At 40.2% G+C, this 12,722-nt stretch carries 12 protein-coding genes; 4 read left to right on the top strand and 8 right to left on the bottom strand.

Features of this window, described 5'->3' with window-relative positions:
- Positions 1–7: 7 nt before the first annotated feature.
- Positions 8–631, top strand: coding sequence for a lysophospholipid acyltransferase family protein (locus ACLJJ6_RS04220; protein ID WP_412990177.1), 624 nt, complete (start codon positions 8–10; stop codon positions 629–631).
- Between the two features lie 120 nt (positions 632–751).
- Here the strand turns inward: ACLJJ6_RS04220 and ACLJJ6_RS04215 are convergent, their stop codons facing one another.
- From ACLJJ6_RS04215 to ACLJJ6_RS04200, 4 genes are all read right to left on the bottom strand, one after another.
- Positions 752–2,509 carry an ABC transporter ATP-binding protein gene (locus ACLJJ6_RS04215; RefSeq protein ID WP_412990428.1) on the bottom strand — a complete coding sequence of 586 codons (1,758 nt, stop codon included), beginning with the start codon at positions 2,507–2,509 and terminating at the stop codon, positions 752–754.
- A gap of 25 nt (positions 2,510–2,534) precedes the next feature.
- Positions 2,535–4,298: an ABC transporter ATP-binding protein gene (locus tag ACLJJ6_RS04210; protein ID WP_412990176.1), complete on the bottom strand. Its 1,764-nt coding sequence runs from the start codon at positions 4,296–4,298 to the stop codon at positions 2,535–2,537.
- 110 nt (positions 4,299–4,408) lie between these two features.
- Complete coding sequence (locus tag ACLJJ6_RS04205) at positions 4,409–4,636, bottom strand: YneF family protein (RefSeq protein WP_412990175.1); 228 nt, start codon at positions 4,634–4,636, stop codon at positions 4,409–4,411.
- 153 nt (positions 4,637–4,789) lie between these two features.
- The gene (locus ACLJJ6_RS04200) at positions 4,790–5,041 is read right to left on the bottom strand and encodes a DUF896 domain-containing protein (protein ID WP_412990174.1); all 252 of its coding nucleotides are present in this window, start codon (positions 5,039–5,041) and stop codon (positions 4,790–4,792) included.
- A 137-nt stretch (positions 5,042–5,178) separates the two neighbouring features.
- Here ACLJJ6_RS04200 and lexA point away from each other — a divergent pair, with 137 nt between their 5' ends.
- A complete protein-coding gene (gene lexA, locus ACLJJ6_RS04195) occupies positions 5,179–5,808 on the top strand; it encodes a transcriptional repressor LexA (protein ID WP_412990172.1) in 630 nt (209 codons plus the stop codon).
- A 149-nt stretch (positions 5,809–5,957) separates the two neighbouring features.
- Here the strand turns inward: lexA and ACLJJ6_RS04190 are convergent, their stop codons facing one another.
- From ACLJJ6_RS04190 to ACLJJ6_RS04180, 3 genes are all read right to left on the bottom strand, one after another.
- Positions 5,958–7,199, bottom strand: coding sequence for an ISL3 family transposase (locus ACLJJ6_RS04190; protein ID WP_412988599.1), 1,242 nt, complete (start codon positions 7,197–7,199; stop codon positions 5,958–5,960).
- 243 nt (positions 7,200–7,442) lie between these two features.
- Positions 7,443–8,555, bottom strand: a complete 1,113-nt coding sequence (locus tag ACLJJ6_RS04185) for a glycerate kinase (RefSeq protein WP_412990171.1) — start codon at positions 8,553–8,555, stop codon at positions 7,443–7,445.
- A 15-nt stretch (positions 8,556–8,570) separates the two neighbouring features.
- The gene (locus tag ACLJJ6_RS04180; RefSeq protein ID WP_412990170.1) at positions 8,571–8,804 is read right to left on the bottom strand and encodes a hypothetical protein; all 234 of its coding nucleotides are present in this window, start codon (positions 8,802–8,804) and stop codon (positions 8,571–8,573) included.
- A gap of 151 nt (positions 8,805–8,955) precedes the next feature.
- Here ACLJJ6_RS04180 and ACLJJ6_RS04175 point away from each other — a divergent pair, with 151 nt between their 5' ends.
- On the top strand, positions 8,956–9,588 hold the full coding sequence (locus ACLJJ6_RS04175; protein WP_412990169.1) for a hypothetical protein: 633 nt from the start codon (positions 8,956–8,958) through the stop codon (positions 9,586–9,588).
- Between the two features lie 292 nt (positions 9,589–9,880).
- Here ACLJJ6_RS04175 and ACLJJ6_RS04170 read toward each other — a convergent pair whose 3' ends face one another.
- The gene (locus ACLJJ6_RS04170; protein ID WP_412990168.1) at positions 9,881–11,047 is read right to left on the bottom strand and encodes a hydroxymethylglutaryl-CoA synthase; all 1,167 of its coding nucleotides are present in this window, start codon (positions 11,045–11,047) and stop codon (positions 9,881–9,883) included.
- A 225-nt stretch (positions 11,048–11,272) separates the two neighbouring features.
- On the opposite strand from ACLJJ6_RS04170, the gene ACLJJ6_RS04165 reads away from it, so the two are divergent.
- Complete coding sequence (locus ACLJJ6_RS04165; RefSeq protein WP_412990167.1) at positions 11,273–12,703, top strand: DHA2 family efflux MFS transporter permease subunit; 1,431 nt, start codon at positions 11,273–11,275, stop codon at positions 12,701–12,703.
- The last annotated feature ends 19 nt before the right edge of the window (positions 12,704–12,722 follow it).

Below are 12,722 nucleotides of genomic sequence, written 5' to 3'. Positions count from 1 at the left end.
TCGAAAAGTGGTTTATTCATTATTGAGAGTTTTAATACGGATTCTATTATACATTATTAATGGCCGCCCTCATTATCTCAATCGCCAAAATTTGCCTGAAGGTTCATACATTTTAGTGGGCCCGCACCGAACTTGGTTTGATCCCATTCTATACGCGCTCGCTGCTAGCCCCAAGAAATTTTCATTTATGGCAAAAGAAGAGTTATTTAAAAATCCCGTTATCCGTTGGATTCTGGTTCATTGCTACGCCTTTTCAGTGAATCGAAAAAATCCGGGACCGTCCGCAATTAAAATTCCAGTTAATATCTTGCGAAAAGGCGAATTATCCATGATTATTTTTCCGTCTGGTTCACGTCATTCACAGCACTTAAAGGGTGGTGCCGTAGTGATTGCTAAGATGGCAAATGTGCCACTTGTTCCCACTGTGTATCAGGGGCCACTAACTTTTAAAGCTTTGTTTTCAAGAAAACGGATTACAGTTTCCTTTGGCAAACCAATTCAAATCGATCGGCACCAGAAGATGGATGAACAGGGCCGCGAAAAACTCGACCAACAGTTGCAAACGGCGTTCAATGAATTAGACCAAGAAATTGATCCCAATTTCAAATACGTTGATGTTTCCAAAAAATAAAGGAGTGTAGCTTCACGTTAATCGTGAGTTTACACCCCTTTTTTATTTAATGCTTCCAAATTCTAGCCACACAGCCAATGACGTTACGGGAAGCTTCTGAACAATCAGTACTTGCGCTCATTAATGGTTGAAATCCGTATTTCCTTGAAGTTCGTACATATCATAATACAAGCCATGCTTAGCCAGTAATTCTTCATGTGTTCCCCGTTCAATAATCTTACCATGCTTCAACACCAAAATTTGATTAGCATCCTGAATGGTAGATAAGCGGTGGGCAATAATCACTGAAGTACGACTCTGGCTCATTTTCTTAAGGCTCCCTTGAATCATATCTTCAGTTTCTGTATCAATATGTGCCGTTGCCTCGTCCAGAATCAAAATTTTAGGATCATTAACAATGGTTCGCGCAAATGAAATTAATTGCCGTTGACCGCCTGAATACTCCGCTCCCCGTTCAATCACTTTGTTGCGATAACCGCGTGGGAGTTTCTCAATGAACTTATCGGCCTGCACAAACTGCGCTGCCCGGCGAATTTCATCATCCGTAATTTCTTCATTATACATCCGAATATTTGAAGCAATATCCCCGTAAAACAAAAAGGGCTCTTGTAAAACTAAACCGATCTTTTCACGAAGTTCTTTGGCGGAATATTCTCGAATATCATGACCGTCAATTAATATTTGCCCAGACTGAAATTCGTAAAATCGCATCAATAAATTGATCGTAGAACTTTTTCCGCTCCCAGTTGACCCAACTAAAGCAACGGTCTCGCCAGGATTGACTGTAAAATCAATATCTTTGAGGACGTCATTTTTACCGTCATATGAAAAAGTAACGTGTTTAAATTCGATCTTACCTTCCGTAATTTCCAAAGCAGAATCGTTTTTTTGCTTGGGTTGAAAGGTCTGATTGTCTAAAATACGTAAGATTCGCGTACTTGCCACCAAACCATCTTGGAACGTTGAGAGGTAATCCATCATCGATGACATTGGATTATAAAAACTGTCGATATAACTTACAAACGCATAAATCACACCAGCAGCTACCGGCTCTTTAAACGCATTAATGCCAAATAATCCTAACGCAATCACGACGCCCAAGGCATACATCAAGTTAATAATAGGATTTAATAATAAAGAGTTCATGCGAATCATCGCAAAACGAGCGAATAAATAATCATTATTAGTTTTTTCAAACTCTTTTTCAATCCGTTTTTCCTGGCGAAATTGTTGAATAACGCCAATTCCAACCAGCGCTTCACTAATTTTGGTATTTAACTGACTGAGATTTTCACGCATGCGCCGGTAGACCGTAGAACTATACTTTTGATAAAACCAGATAATGAAAACCAAAAATGGTAATAAAACCAAGGTCGCCCAGGTAATTTTTACGTTTGTGGTAAACATTGCAACTAGTGCTGAAGCGATCCCAAATAAACCGACAATTAAAGTTAAAAACAAAGTCCAAAAGTCCTGTAGACTCATGGTATCATTTGTTACTCGCGACACAATTGAACCTGCCGGCGTTGCATCAAAATAACTCATTCCTAGTTTATGAAGCTTGCGGAACAACAAAACCCTGACACGTTCCAAAGTTCGTTCCGCTCCCATGGCATACAAGAAGGTTTGCCCAAACTGAAAGAGAGCTTGAATGATTGCCCCCAGAAAATACAAACCAGCGAACATAAACATCACTGCCAGGGGTGTGGAGCTATGAACCAAGTAGTGATCCATATAAAATTGAATCAGCCGTGGCAAAAGAATATTAATCACGCTGACAATTCCTGCAAAGATAATTGCCACCAAAAACTGTTTTAAAAACGGTTTGGTGAATGGCAGCATTCGCCGAATAGTTTGAAATTGTTCTTTGGTAGTCATAGTGTGAGCCCAAATTGATTCCTTTTTATTCTGCACTGAGTTCACCTTCCTTTTCAATCTTGGTTTCCATTTGTTGACGGTGGAACATATCTTGGTACCAGCCAGATTGACTCATCAATTGCTGATGGGTTCCTCGCTGAATGACATGTCCTGCATCCAAAACCAAAATTTCATCCGCATTCATAACACTACTTAAGCGGTGAGCCGCAATAATTGTGGTTTTGTCTTTTCTTTCTTGTCGTAATTCTTGTAAAATTTCATGTTCTGTCTCGCCATCAACAGCTGATAAGGCATCATCTAACAGCAGAACTTCGGGTTTAATAATGAGGGCACGGGCAATCGCTAGCCGCTGCCGCTGACCGCCAGACAACGAAACCCCTTGTTCACCTACCTCAGTATCAAACTGCTCCGGTTGATCTAAGATATCGTCATATAAATCACTCTTTTTGGCAGCCTCTTCAACTTCTTGATCCGTTGCCAAAAAATCGCCGAACTTGATATTATTTTTGATTGTGTCCGAAAACAAAAAGCTCTCTTCTGGTACGTATCCTAGAGAAGGCAGGTAGGAGTTTAACGCGTAATCCTTAATGTTGATCCCACCAACTGTTATAGCGCCCTGATAGTCATCAAATTCACGTAAAATTAATTTCATTAGCGTAGATTTTCCTGTTCCCACACGGCCAACTAAGCCAATCGTGTGTCCAGCAGGCAATGTGAAGTGGACATTCTCCAAACTAGACTGTTTGTCGCCCGGATAAGTGAAGGTATCGACATCGAATTTCAGATCACCAGTTGCACGTTTCTTGACAGCATGCTTATCATCAATGATACTCGAGCGCGCATGCAAGAGTAGGTTTACCCGATCATAACTGGCATTTCCACGTTCCATAATATTAAATAAATTTCCGATCGCGAACATTGGCCAGATCAACATCGTAATATACGAAATAAACGACACCAGTTGTCCAATATTAATCACACCGTGAACCACAAACGATCCGCCTAACACCAAAGTGATCATGTAAGAAACACCGATCAAAATCGTTGTCATCGGATTGAAAAGTGCATCCAGCATATTAACCCGACGATTAATTTTAATGGTTTGATCGACCAATTTTTCAAAATCTTGAATATCTTCTTCATCTTGGCCAAGTGACTTAATCACTTTAATGCCCATAATACTTTCCTGGGTCTTATTATTTAAACGTGAAAATGCAGCTTGCGATTTTCGAAAGGCAATATGGATTTTTGTCCCTAAATAGCCGGCACTAATTGCCAAAATCGGAAACGGGATCATGGCTAAAAGCGTTAATCGCCAATCTACCAAGGTCATCATCGCCAAAATTGTGGTCACGCCCGTAATAATGGAATCCGCAAACGAAAGTATGCCAGATCCTGCGACTTGCTGAATTGCCTGTAAATCGTTTGTGGCATGGGCCATTAAATCCCCCGTTCGGTGTTCCTGATAAAAAGTCTGGTCCATTTGCATATAATGGTTGAACAGTCGGCTGCGCAGTGTCTTTTCCAATCGCGCAGCGCCCCCGAAGATACGTGCACGCCAAACATAACGAAACAAATATTGCAAAATTCCGACTGCTGAAAGCAAAATCAAGGTCACTACAAGTGAAACTGCTGTAAGTTTACCGGTACTTATCTCTTGAACCAAGTTACCGATAAGCTTAGGTGGCACAACATTCAAAACGGCCACTAAAACTAAAAATAGCACTCCAATGAGATAGTTCCACTTTTCTAGCTTAAAAAACCAAGCTAGTTTTCGAAAAATTGTCACAATCTTTTCCCCCTATTAATTTCTAACTTGCGATCGCCCTCCAAAATTGAGCAACAAAAAAAGGACAAAAAATAATCTTTGCCCTTTCATACTCATCAAATTGTTTAAAACTATTTTTGACGTTTTGCTTGATTCTGCATAGAAGTCATCATCTGATGTAACTTCTTTTGCGATGGTTTTTGTCCCATTTGCAACATCATAGTTCGCAACATTTCTTCATTGATCGGAGGATTATTTTTAAGATAGCTTTCCATATATTTACGAGCAGCAAAAAATCCACCCACTGCTCCAATTAGTAATGCAATAATCACAATTAAAATCCAAATTCCTGTTGACAAAGTCCTAACCTCCTAATCAAATATGTATCCTAATTAATAGTACACAAAAGTTTCAAAAAATAAAAGAGGTAGACTTGAATAAATTCGCATACCTCTCATTTTAACATTAATTTTAAATAAGAAAAGATTAAAGAAAAATTACACTAAAAAGAATCAGTCATCACGCAGGCCCTTTTTTCGTTGGACTTTACGAACTTTTTCCGGCGTAACTTCTTTGCCATTTTTGTCAAATACCCGCATCATTTCTACCTGGCTTTTAAAGCCCTCTCGAAACAGTTTTAGGTATTTCTGCCGTAAATCCTTCCGCTCAATGATTTCTAAGTCCGTAAGCCCTTCTTTTTTGGCCTTGTGAGCCAATTCATTAATCCGTTTAATTAATTTTTGGAACTCTTCATCTGTTGCCACTTTAATCACTCCCGATATCTTTACACATAATTCTACACTGTCCCACTCTTTTTTTCAAAATATCAGAACCGAACATTTGTTTGAATCCGTGAAAGTCCTATGTTAAAATGGTTGCAAGAGAATGCGAGGTGCTCCAAATGTCAAAATCATCCGAAAGTAAACAGGTCGCCGTACTGCGATACATATATGATAAAGTCAACGAAAAGGGCTATCCGCCGACAGTTCGTGAAATCGGTGAAGCTGTCTCATTGTCTTCAACTTCGACCGTTCACGGCCATATCGAACGCTTGCAAAAGAAAGGCTTTTTACAAAAAGATCCAACCAAACCACGTGCCCTGGAAATTACACCCTTGGGCTTGGAGGAATTAGGCGTCAGCCCCACTCCTCACAAAATTCCCGTCCTGGGAACTGTTACCGCCGGAATGCCGATTCTGGCTGTTGAAGACGCCACCGACTTTTTCCCTCTACCACCAGAATTTGAACATGAAGACGGCGATCTCTTTATGTTAACGATTCGCGGAGAAAGTATGATCCAGGCGGGCATTTTAAATGGCGATCAAGTCATCGTCCGTAAGCAAACATCAGCAGATAACGGTGACATTGTAATTGCAATGACAGAAGAAAACGAAGCAACCTGCAAACGTTTCTTCAAAGAAGCAAATCATTACCGCCTGCAACCTGAAAATGATACCATGGCGCCAATTATTCTTGATCACGTCAGCATTTTGGGTCGCGTGGTTGGTCTGTATCGAGATCAAATTCATTAAAAATTGAAAGAATAAGGTAGCTTTTTTTCCAATTTGGGCTATCAAAATTCAAAGACCAGAAGAGGCCGGGATTTTTTCGGGTCTCTGTCAAATTGTATTGGTAGAGATTTTTGAAAAGCATGTTCACTTCGGTGAATGTGTTTTTTTGTTTACGCATAAATTAAACTGATACGAATGAAAAAGTTATGAATATTTTGAAAACCAAAACAGCTACGCTTTAACACCTTAATTTTACGATTTAGTCCTTCAATAGGACCGTTGGAATACGGGTAACGACAACTATTGAGAACAGCAGGACCATTCTTTATTAAAGTTGAGATAGTAATATCCATTTGGTTGCCAGCCGCCTTGTAGTTGGCAATCAAGGTTTTAAATCCAACCGCATCTTTTTGTTGAATGGCTGTTAGAATTCCTTGATAGGTTTGATACACAGTTTTAAATTCTGGAAATTCATCTAAGGCTAGGTCAATGGCGTTCTGTTGGGTCATGTATTCGTTGATACCGCGTAAATAGATAAGTTTAGTATCATTGACCTTTTCTTCTGCCAAATGGAACAAACGCCATTGCGATTTTAGAATGCGATAAACTCGGGAATGCTTATCTTGAAAAGTATGGATCACACGTGTACGTTCGTTATCCAGTGCCCGACCGGCAAGTTGAATAATGTGGAAACGGTCAATGATGGTTATTGCCTTAGGAAATAACCGATGAATAAAGCCAGCATACTCAGCATTCATATCAACGGTGATTGTTTGAACTTTCATACGTTCTTGAACTGAATAGCGAGCTTCAAAGTAATCAATGATATCCTTACTAAGGCGATCCTTAAGAATCACAATGCGGCGATGACTAACGGCATCGCAACAGTTAAAGGACATTAGATGATTACAGGAACGGAATTCATCAAAACAAAGATTTTGGGGGAGTGTTTTAACACGATAAGCTAAGTGAATATTCGCATTTAAAATGCGTTGAACACTACTTGGTGAAATCCCACAAATCTTAGCGATTTCTTTACTGGTCAGCATATCCCGAGCCAGAACAATTACTTGATGTTTCACATTATGCGTAAAAGTTTCATTACGTTTAACGAGGTTAGTTTGAGCACCACAGGTTTTTAAACACCGTTTACATTGATATCTTTGTCGTTTTAGCTGCATCTCATAACGTCCACCTGATAAGGTTCCCAATCTTAGATGGCCAATGTGAGTTCCATTTTTGATTAGAGATTTATGGCCACAATGAGGACATTTTAAAAGTTGATAGGAAAGGATAGCGTGAACGACATGAACGTGTTGCCCATTGGGATAATGTTCCTTAGTAATCTCAGTTACAGTTAAATTAGGGTCTGTTATTTCGAATAGGCTTAGGATAGAATTAGTTAGGGACATTTGTTTTTCCTCTTTTCGATTTTATTTGGCGATTAAATCGTAACACAAAGAGGGCAAATGTCCTTTTTTTTCAAAATAAAAACTGGTATCAGTTATTCACCAATACCAGAAAGTGTAGACCCATTTTTTCCCAGCCTCTCCTCTTTTTATACACTTGTAACTCACTATCATAGCCCCAAATTTTAGTTCTAAGTCACGTCTTACACCATTCAGAGCCAAAACCAGATTTAATCGACCACCTTTTTAGAATTGAGTCGCCACCCACATGCCAGCGCGACACCCATTCTCAACACCATACTCTGTCCCCTGCTGCCCAGGCAAGGCCCATTCGTTGATGCTTTTGACCCATTTGACATTGTCAGGAAGACGCGGTAAATTTTTAGCCACTTTACCTGCTAAAATACCCACCCCACATTTGGGATTGGCCAGTTCACTAGCTTGAATGATACCAAAGGGAACTTTACCGGCCAGCGATTGCGCATCAAATGATCCTTCACCGGTAATCACAAAGTCAGCATTCCGACAGAGATTTGCGAAATTTGTAATTTCTAATAACATCTCGATACCGGAAACTAAGCTGGCATTCAAAAAAGCCTTTAGCCCAAAGCTCAACCCGCCAGCACCACCTGTTCCCCAGTCGTTTGCAAAGTTTTGTCCACGGGCACGGACCACCACCGAGGCCAGGCGAGAGAGATTGTGTTCCAAAATATTAATGTCAGCCGGACCAGCCCCCTTTTGCGGACCAAAAATATTTGCTGCGCCTTTTTGGCCTAATAAAGGATTGTTGACATCATTTAATACCGTGATCTCCGGAAAAGAAAAGTCGGGCTGTAAAATTTTTTCTACAGCTGCCAACCCCCGATTACCAGGTTTAATCGTGGCTCCTTTAGCGTCTAAGAATTGAAAGCCGAGTGCTTGAGCCATTCCTACGCCACCATCAACCGTGGCACTTCCGCCGATGCCAATATATATTTTGCTAGGATGATAAGCAAGACAAGCTTGAATTAATTGACCAGTGCCAAACGTGGATGCCTCAAAAACATTCAGTTCACTCGGTTTAAGTAATTCAATGCCGCTGGCAGATGCCATATCCATCACGGCAATTTGATGATTCGCCGTCAAACCAAATTCAGCTGTTATTTCTCGACCGAGCGGATCAGCAACCTTCACAGTATGGATTTCTCCACCTAAGTGGGCCATGATCACGCTCATCGTCCCTTCACCACCATCAGCCATTGGCAAAGTCACACACTCAATAGTTTTATTCTCCGCCCTAATTCCCTTAATAATGGTTTCTGCTGCCGTTTGGGCTGACATACTATTTTTAAAAGAATCCGGAGCTACAATAATCTTCATAGATTTAGCCTTCATTCACTTTTGTCGCCGATCAATTCGAATCAACTGTACCTGCACACAATCTTTTGCGTCTACCACCGTAGTATACTGGATTAAAGTCGCTTTGTAACGATCACGATGATCAATTTGTAAAATTTCCAGAACCAGTTTACTACTTAAGATGTTCAAAATTTTTGCTAAAAACGGGTAATCTAAATCGTCACAGTTTCTACATTTTACCAGCATCCCAATCTTAAATTCTGACAGCATTTTAATCGCCACCAATTATTAGTATATTCATATGATAACAATTAGTTTAGATAAAGACTACCAAAAACACTTCTAAAATCATTATTTCCGCAATTGTGCTTTCTATTTTTTTGCGCGATAATAAAAGAAAATGTGAATAAGGAGAATAATTATGTTATTTTTGTTCATTATGGCAATAATTGCACTTATTTTAGCAATACTTAGATTAGCCATGGTTATCCAGAATGGGGAGCACGTTTTCTCTCCCATTTTGTTCGTTATTGTTTGTTTGGGACTGATTATTTATAGTGGGATCAATCTGCCTTTTTGGCACGCTTCCAGCCGCACCACGCAAGCACAAACCTCCTCATCTTCACAAACGACGGCAAAATCAAGTAAAGATTTTGCCAATACCTTCAGTAATGCTGGGGCAAGTGCCTTTCCAGATGATGCGATTAAGAAGAAAAATGCTGCCCAATCCATAAAGGAAAACAGCATTCTGAAATCTTTGAAATCTAACTATACGGGCACGGGAACCGTATCATTTAGCAAGGCGCAAAAGACCTACTACGTGAAACCAACAAACAAGAAATTCGTCAGTTCTCTGAAGTCACTGATAAAAACGCCTGCAAACGCAAAAAAAGCAAACTTTGGACAAGTCGTCTCTAATTTTAAAAAACTTTCCTTATCGATCAAGAAAAACTTAGGCAGTGGCTATTCAGTCTCCTTGATGAATCCCAATAAGCCTACCAGCGCATTATTGACGACAAAGGACGGGACAGTTACTTATAATTATTTTGATTAACTCATAATCTAAAAAAATTAAAACTAAAAACGGTGGATCTCTAAAGTATTTCTCCATGGCTAACTATAATGGCTAGTTATTGGGAATTACTTATTGGGTCCACCGTTTTTATTAAAATTCAACGCGTTAAACACCGACATAACTTTCACATGCCTAATCTCAGAAGACCGCTGACAGGCCCCAGCCTATGTTTTCTCTATGCAGATTCATGCACATCAATGAGCGTGTTTCACCCCAAATTTGTTGATCAAGCATTAGAGGAACCATCGCGATCCAAAACCAGCAACCGATTTTACGCTTTTCGATACTGGCGCTGTTGATTTTTTTGTCCGGCCAAGTAAAACTTAGCCGGGTATTTTTGAAAATCCGTCACAAAATCGCCTTGAGAAAGGGGCAACTGTGATTTAAACATCGTTTCGTATTCGGCAACGGTTAATTGGGTCCGGTGACTCAAAGCAGCTTCGATTCCAGCAACATTCAGATGCTCACGATAATGTGGCTGGAGAATTGCTGTATAGAATTCCCCTTCTGCGCCTGAGCCATAACTAAAGAGGCCAATCTGGTCGCCGGCAGCCAAACTTTCACTATTACTCAGTAAGGACAGCAAACTCAAATATAGCGAACCCGTGTAAAGGTTACCGACCTCTCGATTATAGACTCGCGAATATTCGAACTCACGCAGAAGACGGTTAGCTTGATCACTGTCAGTTTGATCCAAAATTGACTTCAATGCCTTTAATCCCATTTTGGTATAAGGCAGGTGAAAAATAAGTGCCTTTAGGTCCGTAATTCTCAAATCCGTTTTTTCCTGGTACGCAGCGAACGTCCGTTTGAAAAATTCAATATACTGCTTGGAAGAATACTTGCCATCTACCAATGCCTCCGTTGCATATAACGGACGCCAGAAGTCCATAATGTCAGCCACGTAATGCGTAGATTCAGAGCTAACTGCTAAAATTTGCGGTTCAGCTTTGATAATCACTGCCATCGCTCCGCCACCTTGGGTGGGTTCTCCGGCACTATGTAAACCGTATCGTGCAATATCGGCACCCACAACCAACACCTGGCTTTGTGGATGGGCCGCAACATGGTCAGTAGCCATTTGAATACCAGCCGTCATCGCATAACAAGCCTGTTTTAGCTCGATACTCTGTGTTTGATTAGATAGGCCCAATAATTGCTGCAAATAAATTGCGGCCGATTTTGAATTATCGACGCCTGATTCGGTACCAAATAAAATTAAATCAATTTTTTGCCGATTTTCATCCGTTATAATTTGATCCGCAGCATTAGCTGCCATTGTCACCGCATCCTGAGAATTAGGGATAACAGCCTGTTTACGCTGACCAATGCCAATTAAGTATTTGTTAGGATCTTCTTGCCGTGCACGTGCTAATTCAGCCATATCTACATAAAAACCTGGGGTGTAAAATCCAATTTGATCAATTCCAATTTTCAATTTAAGCGGCCTCCATTTTACTTTTCCGAACCCTTTTTCTGTTGCCATTTTAGCATATAACGTGCTGCCACCCAACTTGGAAAAACCATCTTTAGAAACAATTATCCTGGATTACAAGAAATAAAAACGCTTACTTTCATTTTCTTTCATAAAAAACTTACGAGATCAAAAAAACTATGCTAGTGTAAATGTTTGTCTGATAAAAAAGAAAAGGAGTTTTTAGTTATGTCAGAAAGTTCTGAAAAAATGTCAGCAACTGCACAAGCTGCTGTTCCAGTTAAACACCCTATGCTAGCAATGATGGGGATGTTGATTGGTGGATTCGTGGGAATGTTGAGCGAGACTTCCCTAAATATTGCCCTGCCAAGCTTGATGGCCCAGTTAAACGTGAGCGTGGGTACAATTCAATGGTTAGTTACTGGTTATATGTTAATCATTGGAATTGTACTACCACTTTCCAGTTTGCTTACCAAATGGTTTTCAACCCGGCAATTAATTATTTTCGGTCTCATTGATTTTATGGTTGGTGCAATTATTTCTGCTGTTGCCCCTAATTTTATTATTTTATTGATCGGCCGTATGATTCAAGAAATTGCCACCGGCTTAATTTTACCTTTAATGTTTACGGTAGCCACGTTAATTTTTCCACCTTATAAGTTAGGAACGGCGATGGGATTGATTGGCCTGGTTATTATGTTTGCACCAGCTATTGGCCCGACGCTTTCCGGAATCATTCTTGGTATTTTATCCTGGCGCTGGATTTTTTGGTTGTTTGTCCCATTCCTTCTAGTTGGCACAATTTTAGCCATTAAGTACCTCCCTAACGTAAATAAATTATCTAAGCCTAAAATTGATGTTCTTTCAATTTTATTATCGACAATTGGCTTCGGTGGTTTAGTAACCGCAGTCAGCATGGCCAGCAATTCCGGCTGGGGATCGCCTGCAGTGCTCATCACATTAATTGTTGCGCTAGTAATTTTATACTTCTATATTTCACGGCAATTACACTCAAAAACACCGATTTTAAACTTCCATGTTTTCGAACGGCCAAACTTCAGAATTGGAGCCGTCCTGGTCATGTTAGACTTCGGAATTATTTTATCTTCCATGTATCTCTTGCCAATGTTTTGGCAGAATGGGCTAGCCATTGCAGTTGCCTTAACTGGTGTGGTAATGCTTCCTGGTGGGGTTGTCAACGCTGTTGTTTCAGCAATTTCAGGAAGGATTTATGATCGTTTTGGAGCTCGTCTGTTAGCTTTAATTGGCTTTCTAGTTGTGATTATCGGTGTGGTAATGCTCTTATTCACCACTGCTCATTCAGCGATGTGGTACGTGATTTTGGCACATATCGTCATTATGATTGGGGCACCTTTGGCAATGTCCCCAACTCAGACTTTTGGGCTCAATGCTCTGGATGCTCATACAGCCGGTGATGGGAGTACCATCATGAATACCTTCCAACAGATTATCGGAGCTATTTCTACAGCCGTTGCCACAAGTTTATTAGGTGTCGGCCAACGTGCTTCATCATCGCCACTGACTTCACAAAATGCCTTTACAAATGGTGTTCATTTCGGATTGTTCTTCCCGTTGGTTTTGGCAATCATTGCCTTCTTACTTTCATTTAGAATCAACGATAAGTCAGAAACAAAATAGGCAAACTTTTTCAAATTAA

Origin of the sequence: Pediococcus siamensis, assembly GCF_047220215.1 — a bacterium.
Lineage (GTDB): Bacteria > Bacillota > Bacilli > Lactobacillales > Lactobacillaceae > Pediococcus > Pediococcus siamensis.
The sequence above is the reverse complement of the archived record's forward strand: the minus strand, read 5'-3'. Positions and strand labels throughout refer to the sequence as shown.